Here is a 22,689-nt window from a genome sequence, read left to right as displayed (position 1 = left end):
GTAACCCGGGGAAAAGCTGGGGTCAGACCCCCGAAGGGTCTGACCCCAAGGGCCTTCTTTCCCCAAGTGATTGAAAAATAAACGTTTTTTGTACTGAAATCCAACAGTAAAAAGCAGGCCGTCAGGTTGGAAATGGCCAATTCCGGTACAATCCGTACCCTATGAGCTCCCCTACCAATTTATTCGCGACCGTTCCCAAGCGGTCTGCCCGCGCTGCCGTGGCGCCTTTCCTGCCGATGTCGCGTGCCGAGATGGACGTGCTGGGCTGGGACCAGTGCGACGTTATCCTCGTCACGGGCGACGCCTACATTGACCATCCGAGTTTCGGCATGGCCCTGGTTGGCCGCCTGCTCGAAGCGCAAGGTTACCGCGTTGGCATCATCAGCCAGCCGGACTGGCTGTCGGCCGACGCCTTCCGCATCCTCGGCAAGCCGCGTTTGTACTATGGCATTACCGCCGGCAACATGGATTCCATGGTCAACCAGTACACGGCCGACCGCAAGATCCGCTCCGACGACGCCTACACGGCGAATGCCGAACCGAATAAACGCCCGGACCGCGCCGTCACCGTGTACGCCCAGCGCGCGCGCGAAGCGTATCCCGACGTGCCGGTGGTCATCGGCAGCATCGAGGCGTCGTTGCGCCGCATCGCCCATTACGATTACTGGTCGGACAAGGTCCGCCGTTCCGTCTTGCCCGATTCCAAGGCCGATCTGTTGATCTTTGGCAATGCCGAACGGGCGCTGGTCGACCTGACGCACCGTCTGGCCGCCGGCGAAAACATCAAGGATATCCGCGACTTGCGCGGCACGGCCTTCATGGTGCCGGCCGGCTGGCTGCCTGGCGACGACTGGGGCGTGCACAACTCCACCCGCGTCGACGTGCCCGGCAAGGTCGATCCGCACTACAGCCCGTATGAGATGGTGCAGGAAGACAAGACCGCCTGCGCCACGGAAAATGCCTCGAAATCGGCCGAAGTCATCAAGCCTATCCGCATCATGAGCCGCGAAGAGCGCCTGGCCATGGCCAAGGAAAAGCATGACAAGACCGTCGTGCGCCTGCCTGCGTATGACGTCGTCAAGGATGACCCCGTCATGTATGCGCACGCGTCGCGCGTGTTCCACCTGGAATCGAATCCCGGCAATGCGCGCGCCATGGTGCAGGCGCACGGCGAACGCGACGTGTGGCTCAACCCGCCGCCGCTGCCGCTGGCCATGGACGAGATGGATGGCGTGTACGACATGAATTACGCGCGCGCCCCGCACCCAAGTTACGGCAAGGCGCACATTCCCGCCTGGGAAATGATCCGCTTCTCCGTCAACATCATGCGCGGCTGTTTCGGCGGCTGCACCTTCTGCTCGATCACGGAGCATGAAGGCCGCATCATCCAGAGCCGTTCGGAACCGTCGATCCTGCGCGAAATTGAGCATATCCGCGATAAAACCAAAGGCTTTACGGGCACCATTTCCGATATGGGTGGTCCGACGGCGAATATGTACCGCCTCGCTTGCAAGGACAAAGAGATCGAAGTGTCGTGCCGCCGCCTGTCCTGCGTGTATCCATCGATCTGCGTCAACCTGGGCACCGACCACAGCAAGCTCATTTCCCTGTACCGCAAGGCGCGCGCCATTCCCGGCATCAAGAAAGTGCTGATCAGCTCGGGCTTGCGCTACGATCTGGCCGTGCGTTCGCCCGAGTACGTGAAGGAACTGGTGACGCACCACGTCGGCGGTTTGCTGAAGATCGCGCCCGAGCACACGGAAGAGGGCACTTTGTCGAAGATGATGAAGCCCGGCATCGGCGCGTATGACGAATTCAAGGAAATGTTCGACCGTTTCTCGCTGGAAGCGGGCAAGAAGCAGTATTTGATCCCGTACTTCATCGCCGCCCATCCGGGCACGACGGACCTGGACATGCTGAACCTGGCCCTGTGGCTGAAGAAAAACAATTTCAAGCTGGACCAGGTGCAAACCTTCATGCCCACGCCGATGGCCATGGCCACGACCATGTATCACACACGCAAGAATCCCTTGCGCAAGGTCACGGCTGACTCGGAAGTGGTGGAAACGGCGCGCAGCGGCAAGATCCGCCGCACGCACAAGGCTTTCCTGCGCTACCAGGATCCGGCCAACTGGCCGATCCTGCGCGAAGCGCTGGTCAACATGGGGCGTGGCGACTTGATCGGCAATGGCGACAAGCACTTGATTCCTGCCTGGACCTCGTCCGAGTCGGGCGGCCTGGCCGCAGGCGAACGCAGCCGCCAGACGCATGGCGCCGGCACGCCGGACAAGTTCAAGGTCACGCCAGGCAAGAACCGCATCGCCCTGGGCGGCACGGCTGCCGCGCCGAAAGCCTCGGCTGCCGAATCGAAAGTGCGGCCCTCGATTTTGTCGACCATCAAGACGAAGGCCAAGCCGGCCGTCGTGCCGATGGGCCGTGGCAGCAAGCCGCCCGCCAAGGGCGGCCATGCTGCGCCGGCACGGGGCGGGCGCAAGTAAACTGCCCTCTGCGCCTCGGGCATCGCCTGAAAACCCGGCAACGCGGACTGCGTTGCCGGGTTTTTTGCTTTCCGCGCACCAAGGTGGTGCGCGAGATGTCCTTGGCGGCAGGATTTTTACCAATATTTAAAAATTGAATAGAGCAAAAGGCAATTTTCTCTTGTGGCAACTTGCTGTTTGAAAATATACTCGTTGCATATTTAGCCGTACGGCAACAAAGCTGCCATTCTGGCAAGCGATACAGGCGTACGGCGTCAGCGTTGATATGAAAAGAGATGCCAATTGAAATGCCTTTCCTGCCAGGCCGAGAATAAACCGGGCGCAAAATTCTGTTCTTCCTGTGGCACGACGTTTGCCGTTGCCACCACCGTTGCCGCCCCGATGCCAGGCAAATCCTGTGGCCAGTGCGGCCATGATTGCAAGGCCGATGCCAGATTCTGCCCCAAGTGCGCGTTCAGCTTTGCCGTGGCGCCGGTGACGGCGCCGGAGCCGGTCGCCGTACCAGTGGAAGACGTGGTCGCCGAAGCTGCCCCGGAACCCGTTCCCGTTTTCATCCCGGAACCGGTCGCGCCGCCACCGCCGGTGCTGGAAAAGCGCCGTGCCGATCCTGTGCCCGCCCCTGCGCCGGAACCGGAAGCCATTCCCGCACGCGTGCCGGACAGTGTTCCCGACACGCCGGTTGACAGCCCGACAGGCGGCAACCGCATGAAGCTGATCGCCGCGGCGGTCGCCGTGGTGGTGCTGCTGGGCGGTGCGGGCGCTTACTATTTCTTGTCAGGCAAGCCGCCTGTAGCGGCGCCGGAATCCGCGCCAGGCTTGCCGGGGCAGGAGGACGCCGCGTCTGCCGCCGAGCAGCCGCTGGCCATCAGCGACCCTGTGCTCGATGGCGCCGCGACGGCTGACTTTGCCGCGACACCTGCTGCGGCTGCGGACGAACCCGCGCCAGTGCCGGAGGCCGTTCCCGTTCCGGCGCCCGAGCCAGCACCCGAGCCAGCACCGGCACCCGTCGCGGAAAAGCCGGCAAAACCCGTCAAGGTGACACCGCCGGCCGCGCCTGTGAACAAGGCTGCCGGCCTGGAAAGCGTGATCACGGAGAGCCTGTCGGAAGCGAGCCACTGCATGAGCCAGCGCAAGTACGACTGTGCCATTGCCAACGCGAATGCCGTGTTGCGCATGGACAAGGGTAACCGTTACGCGCTCGACATCAAGCGCAAGGCGAAAGACGCGCAAGACAAGGCGCTGTCGCAAATCCAGATCGAGTAAGCCGCGCTGCTTGCCTTCCCCCTATTTTGTTCCTCCCGGAGAATAACGTGAAAAACTTGAAACAAATTGCCAAGCCCATGGTAGCCCTGCTGGTCGTGTCCTCGATGCTGGCCGGCTGCGCCGCGCCGGGTGGCCCTGGCGCCACCGGCACCACCACCGCAGGCACGGAAGCGGCCAGCGGTGAATGCAATACGGCCATGCTGGCCGGCATCGGCGCCGTCGTGGGCGGCTTGCTGGGCGGTGGCACGAATACCGTGCGCGGCGCGGCCCTGGGCGCCAGCCTGGGCGCACTCGCCTGCGTGGCCTTGAATTATCAAAGCCAGCAAGTCAAGACGTCGCAGCAAGTGCAGGCCGACTACAAGGTGGCCAACAAGGGCAAGCTGCCCGAGCAGTCGACACTGGTGAAGTATGAGACGGCCTTTACGCCGTCCTCCGTCCGTCCGGGCCAGAAGGCGCAGACCAATTCGTATATCGAAGTGGCCGCCGGCACGCGCGATCCGAATCCGCTGGTGGAAGAAGAATTGAGCCTGTACAAGCCAAATGGCGACCTGATCAAAACTGTGCGCAAGGTCGTCAGCAGCAATAATGGCAGCGGCGCCTACAAGGGCGGCTTCTCGATTCCCATGCCCGAAGGCGTACCGCAGGGCATTTACCCGGTGCGCACGGCCCTGTACCTGAATAGCAAGCGCGTCGGCGGCCAGGACGTCAAGCTGCAGATCGTCCAGCGCCAGGCGCCTGCGAGCGAGCTGCAACTGGCGCTGGCCTACTGACACATCAATACCACGGGACGGCCAGGCAGGCCGTCCCATCCCGATTTCCCCCTTCCAGGCCAGACATGACTATTTCCACAGAAGCACATAAACCTCTTCCCTTTTCCTCCGCCGTGGGTTCGCTGATCGAAGCGACCGATGCCATCAAGAACTTCCGCGCGATTGTCCTGCTGGCCCTGACCTTCATCGGTGCCGTGCTCGTCGGTGGCGTGCTGATGATGCTGGCCGGCGGCATGAACAGTGCCGTGCTGGCCTTTCTGGGCGGCCTGATGGCCTTCCTGGTGATGTTTTACGGTTCCAACGCCGTGGGCATCCTGCTGATGCGCGATGCGCAAGGCCAGCCTGGGATGAGCCTGGTTGATGCCGTGCTCGTTTCGCTGTACACCAGCCACCGCCTGATCGCGGTCGTCTTCCTGGAATTTCTGATCGTGCTGGCGGCCATGTTCGCCATCGCCATCATCTTGTTCGTTTGCAAGATTCCCGTGCTCGGCCCCGTGCTGTACGCGGTCGTCTTCCCCTTGTCGGCCATCGTGCTGGGCGTGCTGGTGTTTGCGCTGTTCTACGTGATGCTGCCGCTGGCCGGCCCTGCCGCCTGGTCGGGTGCCAGCGTGTTCCAGATCATTGCCCGCCTGAACCAGATCGTGCGCACCAAGCTGGTGTCGGTGATCCTGCTGGAAGTGCTGCTGTTCATGATGACCTCGTTTGTGGCCCTGCTGATCTTTGGCGTGCTCGGTGCCGGCGTGTCGCTGACCACGGGCATGTCGGCTGGCATCCTGGGCCTGGGCAGCCAGATGAACATGTACACGCTGGCCTCGGGCCTGGGTGGTGGCGGTGGTTCCGGCTATATCATCGCTGCCGGCCTGGGCGGCGGCTTGCTGATGGCGGCCGCGGCCGTTGTGCCTGGCCTGATTTTCACCAAGGGCGTATGCATCATTTACCTGAACGCCACGCGCAATGTCGATTTCAGCGCCTCGGAAGCGAGCCTGAACGAAGGCCTGGCCGTGGTCAAGAAAAAGGCCGAGGAAGCGCGTGAACGTGCGCGCACCCTGGCCGAGCAGGCGACGGCCCCAGCCGCTCCGGCAGCTGCGCCAGCTGACAGCCTGCAATGCCCGAACTGCAAGGCACCGGTCGCGTCCGATGACGTGTTCTGCGGCGAATGCGCGCATAAACTCAAGTAAGGCACACCATGGCTCACTTCTGCACCAAATGCGGCACCGCCCATGCCCCGGACGCGCGCTTTTGCGATGAATGCGGCAAGGCCGTCAACGCGGCACCGGCGCCTGCGCCCGCACCAGTACCGGCATCTGCAGCAGCCGCGACGCCGGTGCTGTCCGGCGTGAAGCGGCGCCACATCATGATCGCCGGCGGCGTGCTGGCGGTGGTCATCGTGGCCGGCGGCGCGCTGGCGTGGCTGCTGGCGCCGGAAGCGGCCTCGGCCGGCAGTTTCAGCCGCGCCATCGATGCCCATCTGGCGGCCGACGAGGCGGTGCGCGACAAGTTGCTGTGCCTCACCAACTTGCCGTACCAGAAGGAAGAGATCCGCGTGGCCTCGTACGACAGTTCCACTCGGCAATGGCTGGATATCCTCGTGCGTAGCGGACTGTACAGTGCACCCGTGGAACAAGGCAGCGGTGGTTGGGTTGCGCAATCGCAATTTGTCTACGCGCTGGCCGCACCGGGCAAGGCGGCTTTGCGCGGCGACAAGCTTTGCGTGGCCAAGGGCGTGAAAGTGGCCAAGGTCAGCGGCTACGATCAGGTGCGCGACCTGGGCGCACAGCACGTGGCGATGGCCAAGGCCACGCTGACGCTGACCGATGAGGCGGCGTGGTTCGCCAAATCGCCGGACCGCGCACTGATCCTGCAACGCCTGCCGGACGGCGACCTGGAAGTGCGGTTGCCGATGGCGCTGGTCGACAAGCAGTGGCAAGTCATCGACGAAACGCAGATGAGCCAGGCGGCCTTGACCGGTGCGATAGGCAAATCGCCGGCCGTGCAGGGCGCGGGCATGCTGGACAAGCTGAAAAGCGCGTTCAGCTTTGGCGGTCACCCGGCGGTGGGGAAATGGCAGGCGGCGATGGGCAATGTCCTGGAATTTACGCGCGACAGCGTGATCAATAACGGAACCTCGACCAAGGCCACCTTCACCACCAACGGCAATACCGTGACGATCACGCCGCAAGGCGCGGGCGATGCGGCCATGGATATTATCGTCAGTGACGATGGCAGCACGGCGCAGATCAGCATGGGCGGCATGCGGGTGACAACCCTGCGGCGCATGCGCGATTAAACGGCGAGCCAGGCGGCGCAGCGTGCCGCTTGGCAGCGTTCCTGAGCCCGGCCATGCCGGGTTTTTTTTCGCCCGCCCGCAGGCAACGGCGCGCACGCCAATTTATCTTGACATCAAGATAGTTCGCGCCCACACTGGACTTTTATCTTAATGTCGAGATAGTTGCATGGCCTCTTCTTCTGCCCGTCCCGCCTGGGGCGACATTCTGCTCACGGCGCTGGCGCCCCTGATCTGGGGTTCCACGTATATCGTCACGTCCGAACTGCTGCCGCCCGACCGGCCCTTCACGGCGGCCCTGATCCGCGTGCTGCCGGCCGGCCTGCTGTTGCTGCTGCTGATGCGGCGCCTGCCCGCGCGGCGCGACTGGGGCCGCGTGCTGATTCTTTCCGCGCTCAATATCGGCGTGTTCCAGGCGCTGCTGTTCGTCGCCGCCTACCGCTTGCCGGGCGGCCTGGCGGCTGTGGTGGGCGCCATCCAGCCGCTGCTGGTGATGGGCCTGGCCTGGGGCGTGGAAGGGCGCCGTCCGGCCCGCCTGGCCTTGCTGGCCAGCGTGCTGGGCGTGGCCGGCATGGGCGTTCTGTTATTGTCGCCGCGCACCGTGTGGGAACCCGTCGGCATCGCCGCCGCGCTGGGCGGCACGGCTTGCATGGCGGCCGGCACGTATCTGACACGGCGCTGGAAGCCGGACTTGCCCGTGCTGGCGCTGACGGGCTGGCAATTGCTGCTTGGCGGCCTGATGCTGGCGCCCGTCGCCTGGCTGGCCGACGCGCCGCTGCCGGCGTTATCCGTGCAGCAAGTGCTGGCCTACGCCTACCTGTGCCTGGCCGGCGCGCTGCTGGCGTATGCCTTGTGGTTCCGCGGCATCAGCCGCCTGTCGCCCGTGGCCGTGTCCTCGCTGGGCTTGCTCAGCCCCCTGATGGCTGTCGTGCTGGGCTGGGCCTTGCTGGGCCAGGCCATGACGGGTTGGTCGATGCTGGGTTTGCTGTTGGTGCTGGCCAGCGTGCTGGCCGTGCAGTGGGCCAGCGCCCGTCCCGCAACAAACGCCTGACCTCTGCGCATTTCCCCTCGGCAGGCCGATCGCATCGGCCTGCCTGCTTCCCTCTGAACGTATCCCTTTTGCTGCACCGCACATACTGTTTTGCTTGCACTGATGTGTGGCATTGAGGCACTATTCGCTTCGCGCAAACGTTTGCGCGCAATGAAATTCCATAAAAGCATGCTCTACACGTGCTTGACCAACAACTCTGGAGACGCCCATGACATCCCGTATTCGCCTGAAAATGATTGCCGCCGCTGTCCTCGTGTGTGCCTTGCCCGCCGTGCCGGCGATGGCGCAGACACCTGCCAAACCGAAGGTGGCGCTGGTGATGAAGTCGCTTGCCAATGAATTTTTCCTGACCATGGAAAATGGCGCCAAGGCGCACCAGAAGGCGAATGCCGCCAAGTACGACTTGCTGTCGAACGGCATCAAGGATGAAACGGATACGTCGAGCCAGATCAAGCTGGTCGAGCAAATGATCGTCTCGCGCGTCAACGCGCTGGTGATTGCCCCGGCCGACTCGAAAGCGCTGGTGCCGGTGCTGAAAAAAGCCATCGACGCGGGCATCATCGTCGTCAATATCGACAACAAGCTCGACGAGGGCGCCCTGAAAGAGAAGGGCATCAGCGTGCCGTTCGTCGGCCCGGACAACCGCAAGGGCGCCAAGGTGGTCGGCGACTTCCTGGCCAAGCAGATCAAGAAGGGCGATCCCGTCGGCATCATCGAAGGCGTCTCCACCACCTACAACGCGCAGCAGCGTACCCTGGGCTTCCAGGATGCGATGAACGCGGCCGGCGCCAAGGTCGTCAGCGTGCAGTCGGGCCAGTGGGAAATCGCCCCTGCCAACACGGTGGCCGCCGCCATGCTGAACGCCAACCCGAATATCAAGGCCTTGCTGTGCGGTAACGACAACATGGCCATCGGCGCCATTTCCGCCATCAAGGCGGCCGGCAAGACGGGCAAAGTGCTCGTCGTCGGCTATGACAACATCAACGCCATCAAGCCGATGCTGGCCGATGGCCGCGTGCTGGCCACCGCCGACCAGTTCGGTTCGCAGCAAGCCGTGTTCGGCATCGAGACCGTGCTGAAAGCCCTGGCGCAGAAGAAGAAACAGGCCGAGCTCGGTGGCGCCATCGAAACCAAGGTCGAACTGGTCGCCAAGGGCGCCAAGTCCTGATCGTTTGATCCCGCCGGGGTTGGCGCCCGCTTGCTCACCGAGCAGGCGCAGCCGGCCCCGCCGCCACTACCGCGGAGTTTTATCATGCCCATCGACATACCCCCGGCGCCAGCCGCCATTCCCCTGTTAACGCTCGATAACATCGGCAAGTCCTATGTCGGCCCCGTGCTGGGCGGCGTGGGCTTGCGCTTCGCCGCTGGTCAGGTGCTGGCGCTGACGGGCGAGAACGGCGCGGGCAAGAGTACCTTGTCGAAGATCATCTGCGGCCTGGAGCAAGCCACCACGGGCACCATGCTGCTCGACGGCAAGCCTTACCAGCCCGCCTCGCGCGGCGCCGCCGAGGCGCTGGGTATCCGCATGGTGATGCAGGAACTCAATCTGATTCCCACGCTGTCGATCGCGGAAAACCTGTACCTGAAAAACCTGCCGCAGCGTTTCGGCTTCATCGACCGCACCCGTCTTGAACGCGACGCGCGCGAACAGATGGACAAAGTGGGCCTGGGCGGCCTCGACCCGTGGACCTTGGTCGGCGAGCTGGGCATCGGCCACCAGCAAATGATCGAGATCGCGCGCAATTTGATTGGTTCCTGCCGCCTGCTGGTACTCGATGAACCGACGGCCATGCTGACGCACCGCGAAGTGGAATTGCTGTTCCTGCAAATCGAGCGCCTGAAGGCCGACGGCGTGTGCATCATCTATATTTCCCACCGCCTGGAAGAACTCAAGCGCGTGGCCGACCGCATCGCCGTGCTGCGCGACGGCCAGCTCGTGTGCGACGACGCTATCGCGGGCCACTCCGCCGCCGACCTGGTCAGCCTGATGGTGGGCCGCTCGGCCGACGATGCCGTCGACCTGAGCGGGCGCACGTTAGGGGCGCCGCTGCTGCGCGTGCGCGGCCTGGCGCGCGGCAAGGTGGTCAAGCCGACGTCGTTCGACTTGCGTGCCGGTGAAATCCTCGGCATCGCCGGCCTGATCGGCTCGGGCCGCACGGAATTGCTGCGTTTGATCTTCGGCGCCGACCGCGCCGACGCCGGTGACGTATTCCTCGGCGACAGCGAAGTACCCGCTGCCTTGCACTCGCCGCAGGCGGCCGTGAAAGCGGGCATCGCCATGATCACGGAAGACCGCAAGGGCCAAGGTTTGTTGTTGCGCCAGTCCATCGCCGTCAACACGACCCTGGCTTCGCTCGATACCGTCAGTGGCGCCGGCTGGCTCAACGACGCGGCCGAAGCGACGGTGGCCGACGATTACATTGAGCGCCTGGGCATCCGCTCGCGCAACAGCGCGCAAACGGTGGCGGAATTGTCCGGCGGCAACCAGCAAAAAGTGGTGATCGCCCGCTGGCTGTACCGCGACTGCCCCGTGATGTTGTTCGACGAGCCCACGCGCGGCATCGATATCGGCGCCAAGTTTGATATTTATCAGGTGCTGGCCGAACAGGCGCGCCAGGGCAAGGGTCTCGTCATCGTGTCGAGCGACTTGCGCGAACTGATGCTGATCTGCGACCGCATCGCCGTGATGAGCGCGGGCAGCATCGTCGACACCTTCGAGCGCGGCGCCTGGAGCCAGGACGCGCTGCTGTCGGCCGCCTTCTCCGGCTATTTGACCCCCACTTCCACTCCAGCTGCGGCCTGATCCGCCGGAAAGATTCCCATGACCACCCATTCCTCTCCTTCGTATCTGCAGCGCAGCCTGGCCGACCTGAAAAACTATGCGGGCCTGATCGGCGCCCTGGTCGCCATGTGCGTGCTGTTCTCGTTTGCCAGCGAAAACTTTTTTACTTTGGCTACCCTCAGCACCCTGTCGAACAACATCCCGACCCTGGTCGTGATGGCGGTCGGCATGACGTTTGTCCTGATCATCGGCGGCATCGACCTGTCCGTCGGCTCCGTGATGGCGCTGGCCGCTTCCGTGCTGTCGCTGGCCGTCGTGCACTGGGGCTGGCCCGTGTGGAGCGCGGCCCTGCTGGGCATGTTCGTCGCCGCCCTGTGCGGCGCGACGACGGGCCTCATTTCCGTCGGCTGGCGCATCCCCTCGTTCATCGTTTCGCTGGGCGTGCTGGAAATGGCACGGGGCTTGGCCTATCAAGTGACCAATTCGCGCACGGAATACATCGGCAGCGCCGTTGACGGCATCAGCTCGCCGATCGCCTTCGGCCTGTCGCCCGCCTTCATCGCTGCCATCGCCATCGTTGTGATCGGCCACCTGGTGCTCACGCGCACGGTGCTGGGACGCCACTGGATCGGCATCGGCACGAATGAAGAAGCCGTGCGTTTGTCCGGCATCAATACGAAGCCGTCAAAAGTGCTGGTGTTTGCATTGATGGGCTTTCTTGCCGGCGTGGGCGCGCTGTTCCAGGTCTCGCGCCTGGAAGCGGCCGACCCGAATGGCGGCGTGGGCATGGAATTGCAAGTGATCGCCGCCGTCGTGATCGGCGGCACCAGCCTGATGGGCGGGCGCGGTTCCGTCATCAGCACCTTCATTGGCGTGTTGATCATTTCCGTGCTGGAAGCGGGCCTGGCGCAAGTGGGTGTATCGGAACCCGTGAAACGCATCGTCACGGGCCTGGTGATCGTCGCCGCCGTGGTGCTCGACACTTACCGACGCCGCGGCGAACGCGCATAATCGCAACAGAAGGCGCGTTTCATGGCAACCATCAAGCAAGTGGCGCAGGCGGCGGGGGTGTCGTTTACCACCGTGTCGCACGTCCTCAACAATACCCGCCCCGTCAGCGACGCGGCGCGCCGCGCCGTGCTGGCGGCGGCGGAGCAATTGCATTACGTGCCCAGCGCGCTGGCGCGCTCCTTGCGCAGCCGCAGCACGGGCACCATTGGCCTGATCATTCCCAATAATACGAATCCGTATTTTTCGGAAGTGGCGCGCGGCATCGAGGACAGTTGCTACGCGGCCGGCTACAGCGTGATTTTGTGCAATTCCGATGACGACCCCGTCAAGCAGCGCGATTACCTGAACGTGCTGCTGACCAAGCGCTGCGACGGCCTGATCCTGTCCGCGCTGGCCGACAGCGATGGCGAATTGCTGCGCAAGATGAAGGTGCCGGCCGTGCTGCTCGACCGCGCGCCCAGCGACCTGTCCATCGATGCCGTGGCCGTCGACAACCGCGCCGGGGGATCCTTGGCCGCGCGCCATTTGCTGGGGCTGGGACGCCGGCGCCTCGCCTGCATCGCCGGTCCCCGCGAGGTGAGCATTTCCAACGAGCGCATCGCCGGCGCGCGCGGCGCCATGGCGGACGCGGGCGTGATCCTGGCCGATGCCCTGTGCCGCCATAGCGATTTTACGAGCGCGGGCGGTTATGCGGCGGCGCTGGACTTGCTGGCACTGCCCCAGGGCGAGCGCCCCGACGCCTTGTTCTGCTGCAATGATTTGATGGCCTTTGGCGCCTTGCGCGCCGCCGCCGAGCGCGGCATCGCTGTGCCGGCGGAACTGGCCGTCGTCGGCTTCGACGATATCGACCTGGCCAGCTTCGTGCATCCGGCCCTGAGCAGCGTGGCGCAAAATACGCGCGAGCTGGGCCGTATCACGGCCGCCTGCCTGCTGGCACGCATCGCCGACCCCGCCTTGCCGCGCCAGCAGCGCAGCATCGCCCCCGCATTGCACGTGCGCGGCTCCAGCGCGGCCGCCGCGCCTGTACCTTTTACTTCTCCTGCAACTGAACTGATGGGAATGACATCATGATCGTGGTTATCGGCAGCATCAATATGGACCTGGTCTTGCGCGTGCCGCGCATGCCCCTCCCCGGCGAAACCCTGACGGGCGGCGCGTTTCGCACCATTCCTGGTGGCAAGGGTGCCAACCAGGCCGTCGCTTGCGCGCGCCTGAGCGGCAAAGTGGCCGCCGGCGGCCAGCAAGTGGCCATGGTCGGCTGCGTGGGCGACGACGCGTTCGGCGCGACGTTGCGCGCGGCCCTCGTGGGTGACGGCATCATCGACAGCCACATCACCACCTTGCCGGGCGTCGCGTCCGGCATCGCTTCCATCCTGGTCGACGACAACGGCCAGAACAGCATCGTGATTGCCGGCGGCGCCAACGATTTACTGAGCCCCGCGCACATCGATGCGGCCAAAGGGCTGATCGAACAGGCGGACATCGTCGTGCTGCAGCTGGAAACGCCGATGGCCACCGTTGTGCACGCCATTAGACTGGCCCGCTCGCTGGGCAAGACGGTGGTGCTGAACCCGGCCCCGGCCGCCAGCCTGCCAGAAGGCGTGCTGGAACTGGTCGACTACCTGATTCCGAATGAAATCGAAGCGGCCATGCTGGCCGGCGTCAGTCCGGACGGCGCGGATGCCAAGGCGCTGGCGGCCGCGCTGCAAAAGCTGGGCAGCGACAACGTCATCATTACCCTCGGTTCCAAGGGCGTGCATGCGGCCCTGTATGGCGGCGATTTCACGTTCCCGGCCGAGGTGGTGCAAGCGGTCGACACGACGGCTGCCGGCGACACCTTCATCGGCGGTTTTGTGGCGGGCCTGGCGTCCGGCATGGACGAGGCCGAAGCGATTGGCCAAGGCCAGCGCGCGGCCGCCTGGAGCGTCACCAAGCCCGGTGCGCAAACCTCGATTCCCCACTTGCACGAGCTGTTCTGAGACCATGAAAAAAACACCGCTGCTCAATATTGCGCTGTCGCAACTGATCGCATCGCTCGGTCATGGCGACATGCTCGTCATCGGCGACGCGGGCTTGCCCTCGCAGCCGGGCGTGCCCCTGATCGACCTGGCCCTGACGCGCGGCATTCCCGGCTTCATCGATACCGTCAACACGGTATTGAGTGAAATGCAGGTGGAATACCATTTGCTGGCCAGCGAATTGCCGCAGCATAATCCGGCCATGGCGGCGCAGGTGGCGGCCCTGGCCTTGCCCGATGCGCGCCAGGTGACGCACGAGGAGTTCAAGCAATTGAGCAAGGGCGCGCGCGCCATCGTGCGTACGGGCGAATGCAGTCCGTATGCCAACATCATATTGGTGGCAGGCGTCGTGTTCTAGCGCAAACAAATGCCAGATTGTTTGCCAAAAACATCAACGTTATTGTTTTTAGTGAAATAATTATCCATCGGCAAAAGGGGCGGCTACAATAGCCGTACCCTGCCAGCCCGGCAGCTTCCTGTGGTGTCCTGCCATGCCGATGAAAGCATTCGACGCTTTCCGCTGCTGTTTCATTCTGCTGCTGTGCCTGGCCACACAAGCCCGCGCGCTGGAGCCTATCTCCCTGCAGCTCAATTTCACGCACCAGTTCCAGTTTGCCGGCTATTACGCGGCCATCGAGCAAGGTTATTACCGCGAGGCGGGCCTCGAGGTGACATTGGTCGAAGGCAGCGGCGTGCCGCTTGCCGAGGCGGCCGTGCTGACGGGCCAGGCCGACTATGGCGTAGGTAACAGCACCTTGTTGCTCAGCCGCATGGCCGGCAAGCCCGTGGTGGTGCTGGCCGTGGTGTTCCAGCATTCGCCCAGCGTGCTGCTGATGCGCCAGCATGGCGGTGCGCCCGATGTGCGCAAGCTGGTGGGGGCGCCCGTGATGATCGGTGCGGCCAGCGACGTGGCAGGCGCATTCGATGAAGTCTCGCTGTACCTGCGGAAAATGGGCGTCGCGCCGCAGCAGATGCGCCACTTGCCGCCCAGCTACCGGATCGGGGATTTGATCGATGGCAAGGTCGACGCGATTGCCGCCTATTCCACCAACGAACCGGACTACCTGGACCGGGCGGGCTTTCCCTATTACCAGTTTACGCCGCGCACGGCCGGCATCGATTTCTACGGCGACAATTTGTTTACCAGCGAGTACGAACTGCGCCGGCACCCTGAGCGCGTGAAAGCGTTCCGCGCGGCCAGCCTGCGCGGCTGGCAATACGCGATGGCGCACCGCGAGGAAATGGCGGATGTGATTCACGTCAAATACAGCCAGCGCCATGACCGCGATCACCTGCTGTACGAGGCGCAGCAGATGGAATTGCTGCTGCAGCCCGTGCTGGTGGAGCTCGGCTACATGAATCCCCAGCGCTGGCAGCACATTGCCGACACCTATGCCGCCATGGGCGTGCTGCCGCGCAATGCCACGGACAGCCGCGCCTACCAGGGTTTCCTGTACCACCCTGTGCCGGGCGCGGATCTCGGCTGGTTGTACCTGTCGCTGGGCGTGGCGGGCAGCTTGCTGGCCGTGTCGGCTGCCTTTCACTTCAGCAACCTGGCGCGCGAGCGCCGCCGTACCGAGGAAACCATCCGGCAAGGGGAATTGCGCTTTCGCACCATGTTCGAGGAAGCACCGATGGGCATCGCCCTGATCGATACCGTGAGCGGACAGTTTCTGGATATTAATCCGCGCTATCTGGCCATCGCCGGGCGCAGCCTGGAAAACATGAAGCAAACGAGCTGGATGGAGATCAGCCATCCCGACGACGTGGCGGGCGAGCAGGCACACGTGGCGCAGCTGCTGGCGCGGCGCATGCCGGGCTTCCGCCACGCCAAGCGCATCGTGCGTCCCGATGGCGACGTGGTGTGGGTCGATGCCTCGGTGACGGCCATCGCCACGGCGCGCCACGGTGGGCCGCACCACCTGTGCATGCTGGAAGACGTGACGGACAAGCGGCAAACGGAAGCGCTGATCTGGCAGCAAGCCAATTTCGATACCCTGACGCAACTGCCAAACCGGCGCATGTTCCACGAGCGTTTGCGCCTGGCGCTGGCCCAGGGCCGGCGCGATACGAGCCGCGTGGCCATCCTGTTCATCGACCTCGACCATTTCAAGGAAGTCAACGACACCCTCGGTCACCACCAGGGCGATATCTTGCTGATCGAAGCGGCGCGGCGCATCCGCGTGGGCGTGCGCGAGACGGATACGGTGGCGCGCCTGGGCGGCGATGAATTCACGGTGATCCTGTCCGATCTCGATGATCTGCAGCAAGTTGACCGCATCGCGCGGCAGATACTCGACGGCTTGCTGGCGCCGTTCTTGCTGGGGCAGGAGCAGGCGTTTGTCTCCGCCTCGATCGGCATCACCTTGTATCCGGACGACGCGGGCACTATCGAGGACTTGCTCAAGCATGCGGACCAGGCCATGTATGTGTCGAAAGGCGCGGGGCGCAACCGCTACAGCTATTTCACGCCCGCCATGCAGGTGGCGGCCGTCAACCGCATGCGCCTGGGGGCGGACTTGCGCACGGCCTTGCGCGAACAGCAGATGCAGCTGCATTACCAGCCCATCGTCGAGCTGCACAGCGGCAATATTGCCAAGGTGGAAGCCTTGCTGCGCTGGCACCATCCGCAGCGGGGTGTGGTATGCCCGCCGGATTTTCTGGCGCTGGCCGAGAGCAGCGGCTTGATCGTCGACATCGGCGACTGGGTGCTGCGCACGGCGGCCGCGCAACTGCTGCGCTGGCGCGCGCAGGGGCAGGCCATCGGCTTGCCGGGGCTGCAACTGTGCCTGAACCAGTCGCCGCTGGAGCTGCAGCGCGAAGTGGAGGCGCCCGGCACCTGGCTGCGCCAGTTGCTGGCGCTCGATGTGCCGGCTTCGGCCATCGTGCTCGACATGCGCGAAGATGCGCTGCTGGGCGCCGGCAGCGGCAGCGGCATGGCGCAGCGGCTGCAGCACTTGCGCGAGGCGGGCCTGCAGATCGCCTTGGACAACTTCGGCAGCGGCCCCGCTTCGCTGACCCAATTGCAGCAGTGCGGCATCGATTACCTGAAGCTCGACGGCGTGCTGGTGCGCAAGCTGGCGCCCGGGGCCAGCGAACTGGCGCTGTGCGAAGCCATCGTCACCATGGCGCATAAACTGGGCTTGCAGGTGATCGCCGAAGGGGTGGAGACGCCGGAGCAGCGCGCGCGGCTGCTGGAAATCGGCTGCGATTTTGCGCAAGGCGAGCTGTTTGCGCCGCCGCTGGCCATCGAAGCGTTCGATGCGCTGCTGCACGCCCGGCGGCCCTTGCACCCTTGAAACAGGCATGTCCTGCCACCAGATGTCCACTGGCCCTGCGGGACAGGGCTTCCGGTCTGAACGGGCTTATACTCGACGGGCTGGCGCCTGCACCCGGCTCCAGCTGTCACCGGTTCGCGTCATGAACCGGGCGCGCAGGCAACTCTTCTTCCATTCACTCAACTCGAGGTGACCTCATGGGCATTTTCAGCAATATCTACAATAAAATCTTCCACCATGCGTCCGACGCTGCCCCGGCAGCCACGCCAGCGGCCGCTACCGATGCGCCAGCGGCACCAGCAGCAGTTGCTGCTGCACCAGCGGTTGCCGTGCCGGTGGTGGACGTGGAAGTGGTGCTGGTCGACCTGGCCAGCAAGAACGCGGAAACACTCAATTGGCGCACGTCCATCGTCGACCTGATGAAACTGCTTCAACTCGATAGCAGCCTGGCTTCGCGCAAGGAACTGGCGCAAGAGCTGCACTTCACGGGCGACACCAACGATTCGGCCAGCATGAACATCTGGCTGCACCGCCAGGTGATGATCAAGCTGGCGGACAACGGCGGCAAAGTACCGGAAGAACTCAAAAATTAAAGACCCGGCGGCAGGAAGGGGAACCCTTTTTGTCGCTGTTCAATCCTGTGGGAACTGCCTATCATGGAGTTCCCATCATGTAGCGATAGCTAAAACCAATTGAAACTATTGTTACAATCAATTTTGCATATGGGCTAAAACCCCTTACACTAGAGTCTTACTGATTCACCACACGAGAGGAAATGATTATGTCGCTCATCAATACCCAAGTTAAACCATTCAAGGCAACCGCATTCCACAATGGCAAATTCGTCGACCTGACGGAAGCATCGCTGAAAGGCAAGTGGTCGGTATTCGTGTTCTACCCAGCCGACTTCACCTTCGTTTGCCCAACCGAACTGGAAGACCTGGCCGATCACCACGCTGAATTCCAGAAGCTGGGCGTCGATGTCTACGGCATCTCGACCGACTCGCATTTCGCGCACAAAGCATGGCACGATACCTCGGACGCGATCAAGAAAGTGCAATACGCACTGATCGGCGACCCGACCGGCACCCTGTCGCGCAATTTCGAAGTCATGATCGAAGAAGAAGGCATGGCACTGCGCGGTACCTTCGTCATCAATCCAGACGGCTTCATCAAAGTGCTGGAAGTGCATGACAACGGCATCGGCCGTGACGCGTCGGAACTGTTGCGCAAAGTCAAGGCAGCTCAATACGTTGCCGCTCACCCAGGCGAAGTTTGCCCAGCCAAATGGACGGAAGGCGCAGCAACGCTGACCCCATCGCTGGACCTGGTTGGCAAGATCTAAATCTTGAAGCAGCAAGCAGCAAACAAGTAGTTACCGCGATGCCGGACCGGGTGTCCGGCCCGGCATTCGCCTAAATATTTGTAGAAAAGGAAAAAAATCATGTTAGACGCAACCCTCAAAACCCAACTGAAATCCTACCTGGAAAAAGTGGTGTATCCGCTTGAGCTGGTCGCTTCTCTCGATGACAGCGCAAAAGCCCGCGAGATGAAGGAATTGCTCCAGGAGATAGTCCTGTTGAGCGACAAGATCACGCTGGTCGAGCGCCTTGACGCCGGCGTACGGGTCCCGTCGTTCAGCATCAACCGTACCGGCTCCGATATCGGCGTGCGTTTCGCCGGTGTGCCGTTGGGCCACGAATTTACCTCGCTGGTGCTGGCGCTGCTGCAAGTGGGCGGCCACACCATCAAGTTCGACGATGCCGTGATCGAGCAGATCCGCAACCTCGACGGCGATTACGAGTTTGAAACGTTTATTTCGCTCTCCTGCCATAACTGCCCGGAAGTGGTGCAGGCCTTGAATGCCATGGCGGTGATCAACCCGCGCATCAAGGTCACCACCATCGATGGCGGCGTGTTCCCGCAAGAAGTGGAAGAACGCCAGATCATGGCCGTGCCGATGATGTTCCTGAATGGCCAGCACTTCGGCCAGGGACGCACGAATGTCGAGGAAATCCTCGCCAAGCTCGACACCAATGCCGGCGCCCGCCAGGCGGAAGCTTTGAGCAAGAAAGATGTCTTTGATGTACTGATCGTCGGTGGCGGTCCTGCCGGCGCGGCAGCGGCCATCTACGCGGCCCGCAAAGGCATCAACACGGGCGTGCTGGCCGAGCGTTTCGGCGGCCAGACCCTCGACACCATGGCCATCGAGAATTTTATTTCCGTCAAGGAAACCGATGGTCCGAAGTTCGCCATGGCGCTGGAACAGCACGTCAAGACCTATGACGTCGACATCATGAACACCCAGCGCGCCACGAAGTTGACGCCGGGCAAGCTGATCGAGGTCGAAACGGCGAATGGCGCCGTGCTGAAAGCCAAGACCGTGATCCTGGCCACCGGCGCCCGCTGGCGCGAAATCAATGTGCCGGGCGAGAAGGAATACCGCAACCGCGGTGTCGCCTACTGCCCGCACTGCGATGGTCCCTTGTTCAAGGGCAAGCGCGTGGCCGTGATCGGCGGCGGCAACTCGGGCGTGGAAGCGGCGATCGACCTGGCCGGCCTGGTAAAACACGTGACCCTGATCGAGTTCGGCGCGGAATTGCGTGCCGATGCGGTGCTGCAACGCAAGCTGCACAGCCTGCCTAACGTGACCGTGATTACCTCGGCGCAAACCACCGAGATCCACGGCGACGGCAAGATCGTCAATGGCCTCAGCTACACGGACCGGGTCAGCGGCGAGTCGAAGAAGGTCGAGCTGGAAGGCGTCTTCGTGCAAATCGGCCTGGTGCCGAACACGGAGTGGCTGAAAGGCACGGTCGCGTTGTCGCGCCACGGTGAAATCGAAGTGGACGCCCGCGGCCAGACCTCGATCCCCGGCGTATTTGCGGCCGGCGACGTCACCACGGTGCCGTACAAGCAGATCATCATCGCCACCGGCGAAGGCGCCAAGGCAGCCCTGTCCGCCTTTGACCACCTGATCCGCTCGGACGACGAGGAAGTGGTTGAAGAAGCCGCAGTGAAAGAAGCGCTGACGGCGTAAGCTGTCCAGCCGCAAAAAAAACCGGAAGCACCGCAAGGCGCTTCCGGTTTTTTTACGTGTAGAGGGAACTTGGCTGCCCGCGTACAGGGGATTGGCGGCTACATACACCTGAACGCCGTCGACGGGCATGTCCTTCGGCGCCGTGTTGTGGTCGTGGCTGCACCGGGATCGCCGGTTTTTGCAACACGGCATCGTAAGCGGTCCTTGGCCGATCTGCAAAGTTGTATTTCCTGTCTATATTTCCACCGTGGCCGCCAGCGGCACGTCCGGCGCCAGGTGGCTGCTCAGCACGATGCACTGGCGCGCCAGGCGGGCCGGGTCGGACAGGCGCGCGCGCAGGTACGCCATGGCGGCCGCGTCTAGGCCATTGAACGGCTCGTCGATCAGCAGCAGGCGCACGGGCAAGGCCAGGGCCAAGGCCAGTTGCAGCTTTTTGTGCTGGCCCAGCGAGAGGGCGGTGATGCTTTGCTGCAAGGTTGGCAGCATGGCAAACGCGCTCAGCTCGTCGTTCAGCAGCGACTGGTCGCTGCCAGGGTACAGGGCCAGGTGCAGGTCGAGAAACTCGTGCACTTGCAGCCAGGGCAGGGTGGGTAGGTCGCCGCCGCAATAGAACGCTTGCGCGCGGTAGGCCAACGGCCTGAAACCGCTGTCGATGTCGTCCAGGCGGATGGCGCCGCGCGCGGGCAGCAGGGCGCCTCCCGCCAGCTTCAGCAGGGTCGTCTTGCCGGCCCCGTTCGCCCCCCGCAGCCAGGTGACGCCGGGGCCGAATTGCTGGTTGAACCCCTGGAAGACGCTGTGCGTGGGGAAATGAAAATCGAGGTGTTCGATGTGCAGCACGGGAGAAGAAACATTCAATTCCATAATTCGCTTCCGATGGCGCTCAAGGCAAGGATGGAGAAAACGATGAGGGCAACGCGGCCGCGCGCCGTGAGGCGGGGCAGGCCGACGATGGCCAGCAGGGCCGCGCTGGCCGTGAGGGCATACACGCTGGTGACGCGCTGCTGCAAGGCGGCGGGGTTCATGTTGTACAGCAAGACAGCGCCCGCCAGCAGCACGGCAAACGGCGGCAGCAGGCTGGCGGCGCAAGCCAGGCGCGTCAGGGCCGTGCTGGCCAGGGGCCAGGCGTTCAGCACGGGGCGCAGCACGGCGATCTGCTCGCGCACGGCCTTGTCGCCCCGGTCCGTCACAATGATCAGGCTGGCGCTGGCCAGCAAACCGAGCAGCGGCGCGGGCACCAGGGGCACACGCAGCAGCCAGGCCAGCATGCTGGCGCCAGCCATGACCAGCAGCACGCTTTGCTGGATGCCGATCACATTCTCGTTGCGCCAGAACGGCAGCCAGAACAGCTGGCGCCACACGAATACGCCGCGCCAGCGGGGCCGTTGCGGCACATAGGCCGTCATCGTGGGCGGGCGTGCGCCTTGTGCGGGACGCGGTGCGCGCAGGCGCTGCGCCACGATGAGCGTGCTCAGCAGCCAGGCCAGCAGCCAGGCGCCGATGGTGGCGGCCATGCCGGGCGCGACAACCGGGCGTAGCCAGGGCGGCGACTGCAGCAGCCAGATGCTGGCCGAGACGGCATAGGCGAGGCCCAGCGGCAGCATCAGCAGGCCGGCCACGGCGAAATCGGCTTGCCAGCGCAGGCGCGGCGGCAAGGGCAGCTGGCGCAGCCAGGCGGCGGTATGCGCCGGCAGCAATCGCTTGCGCAGCAGCCAGGCGGGCAGGCAGGTCAGCAGGACTTGCGCGCTGACCACGCCCAAGACGGCAGGCCAGGGCAGGCTCACGGCAAGAAAGCCGGGCAGGGCGATGACGCTGAGCAGACCCAGCAGGACGGGACCGGCCAGGAACACGAGGATTTCCATGGAACTGGTCACGCTGGCGGCAAATTGCAGCAGGGCGTGATGGGCCAGGCGCAAGCGCAGGGCGAGGTAGGGGGAAAAGCTGCGGGGCAGGCGCATTGTGGTGTAGCAAAGTCGGCGGTGCGACAGATTCTAGAGCATTTGCTGTCCAGAATGGGAAAAGCCCTTCGGTTCCAGGAACCAAAGGGCTTTTCTTTTATTGGCGGAGCGGACGGGACTCGAACCCGCGACCCCCGACGTGACAGGCCGGTATTCTAACCAACTGAACTACCACTCCAAGCTCGTATGATCTGTGTTGCTGATCCATGAAGCACTGGATAATTTTCTGTATTGGTGGTGGGTGCTGAGAGGCTCGAACTCCCGACCTACGCCTTGTAAGGGCGCCGCTCTACCAACTGAGCTAAGCACCCGCATACCCAGAAAACTATCCCGACGTTTGTCACCACGTCTGGAAGAGGCACTATTATAGGGGGCGCTTTCCTGCTTGTGCAACTATTCTTGGGGGCGAAAAGCAGTTTTTTTGCTGAAAAGCGCAAAAATGTTCAAGGGAGCGAGTATTGACGTGTTTTCTGGTTCGGAAATGGGAAAAGCCCTTCGGTTCTGGGAACCAAAGGGCTTTTCTTTTATTGGCGGAGCGGACGGGACTCGAACCCGCGACCCCCGACGTGACAGGCCGGTATTCTAACCAACTGAACTACCACTCCAAGCTCGTATGATCTGTATTGCTGATCCATGAAGCACTGGACAGTTTTCTGATTTGGTGGGTGCTGAGAGGCTCGAACTCCCGACCTACGCCTTGTAAGGGCGCCGCTCTACCAACTGAGCTAAGCACCCGTTG

General features: G+C 63.3%; 18 protein-coding genes, 4 tRNA genes and 1 pseudogene. 17 read left to right on the top strand and 6 right to left on the bottom strand.

What is annotated here, in order from left to right; all coding sequences use genetic code 11:
* The first annotated feature begins 236 nt into the window (after positions 1-236).
* The 17 genes and pseudogenes from K0F86_RS19055 to ahpF all read left to right on the top strand — a co-directional run bounded on the left by K0F86_RS19055 (position 237) and on the right by ahpF (position 19,995).
* Positions 237-2,498, top strand: a complete 2,262-nt coding sequence (locus K0F86_RS19055; protein WP_219135907.1) for a YgiQ family radical SAM protein — start codon at positions 237-239, stop codon at positions 2,496-2,498.
* A gap of 282 nt (positions 2,499-2,780) precedes the next feature.
* Positions 2,781-2,888, top strand: a pseudogene (locus tag K0F86_RS27950) (zinc-ribbon domain-containing protein); the annotation flags it as partial.
* Between the two features lie 75 nt (positions 2,889-2,963).
* Complete coding sequence (locus tag K0F86_RS19050; RefSeq protein WP_257572235.1) at positions 2,964-3,761, top strand: hypothetical protein; 798 nt, start codon at positions 2,964-2,966, stop codon at positions 3,759-3,761.
* Between the two features lie 47 nt (positions 3,762-3,808).
* The gene (locus tag K0F86_RS19045; RefSeq protein ID WP_219135845.1) at positions 3,809-4,531 is read left to right on the top strand and encodes a hypothetical protein; all 723 of its coding nucleotides are present in this window, start codon (positions 3,809-3,811) and stop codon (positions 4,529-4,531) included.
* Between the two features lie 65 nt (positions 4,532-4,596).
* On the top strand, positions 4,597-5,709 hold the full coding sequence (locus tag K0F86_RS19040; protein ID WP_219135844.1) for a zinc ribbon domain-containing protein: 1,113 nt from the start codon (positions 4,597-4,599) through the stop codon (positions 5,707-5,709).
* An 8-nt stretch (positions 5,710-5,717) separates the two neighbouring features.
* Positions 5,718-6,818 carry a zinc ribbon domain-containing protein gene (locus K0F86_RS19035; RefSeq protein ID WP_219135843.1) on the top strand — a complete coding sequence of 367 codons (1,101 nt, stop codon included), beginning with the start codon at positions 5,718-5,720 and terminating at the stop codon, positions 6,816-6,818.
* A gap of 166 nt (positions 6,819-6,984) precedes the next feature.
* Positions 6,985-7,866, top strand: coding sequence for an EamA family transporter (locus tag K0F86_RS19030; protein ID WP_219135842.1), 882 nt, complete (start codon positions 6,985-6,987; stop codon positions 7,864-7,866).
* A 208-nt stretch (positions 7,867-8,074) separates the two neighbouring features.
* Entirely contained in the window at positions 8,075-9,034 is a 960-nt protein-coding gene (locus K0F86_RS19025) for a sugar ABC transporter substrate-binding protein (RefSeq protein ID WP_219135841.1), read from the top strand.
* 84 nt (positions 9,035-9,118) lie between these two features.
* Positions 9,119-10,669 carry a sugar ABC transporter ATP-binding protein gene (locus K0F86_RS19020; protein ID WP_219135840.1) on the top strand — a complete coding sequence of 517 codons (1,551 nt, stop codon included), beginning with the start codon at positions 9,119-9,121 and terminating at the stop codon, positions 10,667-10,669.
* An 18-nt stretch (positions 10,670-10,687) separates the two neighbouring features.
* Positions 10,688-11,659: an ABC transporter permease gene (locus tag K0F86_RS19015; RefSeq protein ID WP_219135839.1), complete on the top strand. Its 972-nt coding sequence runs from the start codon at positions 10,688-10,690 to the stop codon at positions 11,657-11,659.
* A 21-nt stretch (positions 11,660-11,680) separates the two neighbouring features.
* A complete protein-coding gene (locus tag K0F86_RS19010) occupies positions 11,681-12,730 on the top strand; it encodes a LacI family DNA-binding transcriptional regulator (RefSeq protein WP_219135838.1) in 1,050 nt (349 codons plus the stop codon).
* Positions 12,727-13,638, top strand: coding sequence for a ribokinase (rbsK, locus tag K0F86_RS19005; RefSeq protein ID WP_219135837.1), 912 nt, complete (start codon positions 12,727-12,729; stop codon positions 13,636-13,638). Before K0F86_RS19010 ends, rbsK begins: the two co-directional genes overlap by 4 nt.
* Positions 13,639-13,642: 4 nt before the next feature.
* Entirely contained in the window at positions 13,643-14,035 is a 393-nt protein-coding gene (gene rbsD, locus K0F86_RS19000; protein ID WP_071075034.1) for a D-ribose pyranase, read from the top strand.
* Positions 14,036-14,168: 133 nt separating this feature from the next.
* Positions 14,169-16,976 (top strand): EAL domain-containing protein, encoded by a 2,808-nt coding sequence (locus K0F86_RS18995; RefSeq protein WP_257572234.1) that lies wholly within the window; start codon positions 14,169-14,171, stop codon positions 16,974-16,976.
* A 176-nt stretch (positions 16,977-17,152) separates the two neighbouring features.
* Positions 17,153-17,548, top strand: coding sequence for a DUF3597 domain-containing protein (locus K0F86_RS18990; protein WP_219135836.1), 396 nt, complete (start codon positions 17,153-17,155; stop codon positions 17,546-17,548).
* A gap of 188 nt (positions 17,549-17,736) precedes the next feature.
* Positions 17,737-18,300 (top strand): alkyl hydroperoxide reductase subunit C, encoded by a 564-nt coding sequence (ahpC, locus tag K0F86_RS18985; RefSeq protein ID WP_034780873.1) that lies wholly within the window; start codon positions 17,737-17,739, stop codon positions 18,298-18,300.
* Between the two features lie 99 nt (positions 18,301-18,399).
* The gene (ahpF, locus tag K0F86_RS18980; protein ID WP_219135835.1) at positions 18,400-19,995 is read left to right on the top strand and encodes an alkyl hydroperoxide reductase subunit F; all 1,596 of its coding nucleotides are present in this window, start codon (positions 18,400-18,402) and stop codon (positions 19,993-19,995) included.
* Positions 19,996-20,229: 234 nt separating this feature from the next.
* Here the strand turns inward: ahpF and K0F86_RS18975 are convergent, their stop codons facing one another.
* The 6 genes from K0F86_RS18975 to K0F86_RS18950 all read right to left on the bottom strand — a co-directional run bounded on the left by K0F86_RS18975 (position 20,230) and on the right by K0F86_RS18950 (position 22,685).
* A complete protein-coding gene (locus K0F86_RS18975) occupies positions 20,230-20,856 on the bottom strand; it encodes an ATP-binding cassette domain-containing protein (protein ID WP_219135834.1) in 627 nt (208 codons plus the stop codon).
* Positions 20,847-21,950 carry a hypothetical protein gene (locus K0F86_RS18970; RefSeq protein ID WP_257572233.1) on the bottom strand — a complete coding sequence of 368 codons (1,104 nt, stop codon included), beginning with the start codon at positions 21,948-21,950 and terminating at the stop codon, positions 20,847-20,849. Before K0F86_RS18970 ends, K0F86_RS18975 begins: the two co-directional genes overlap by 10 nt.
* A 101-nt stretch (positions 21,951-22,051) precedes the next feature.
* Positions 22,052-22,128: transfer RNA gene (locus tag K0F86_RS18965), tRNA-Asp, on the bottom strand.
* 57 nt (positions 22,129-22,185) lie between these two features.
* Positions 22,186-22,261 (bottom strand) — tRNA-Val (locus K0F86_RS18960).
* 217 nt (positions 22,262-22,478) lie between these two features.
* A tRNA-Asp gene (locus K0F86_RS18955) sits at positions 22,479-22,555 on the bottom strand.
* Between the two features lie 54 nt (positions 22,556-22,609).
* Positions 22,610-22,685: transfer RNA gene (locus K0F86_RS18950), tRNA-Val, on the bottom strand.
* Positions 22,686-22,689 lie beyond the last annotated feature (4 nt).

This window comes from Janthinobacterium sp. UMAB-60 (assembly GCF_900095235.1).
Classification (GTDB): Bacteria; Pseudomonadota; Gammaproteobacteria; order Burkholderiales; family Burkholderiaceae_D; genus Janthinobacterium.
This window is presented reverse-complemented; position numbering and strand designations above follow the sequence as displayed.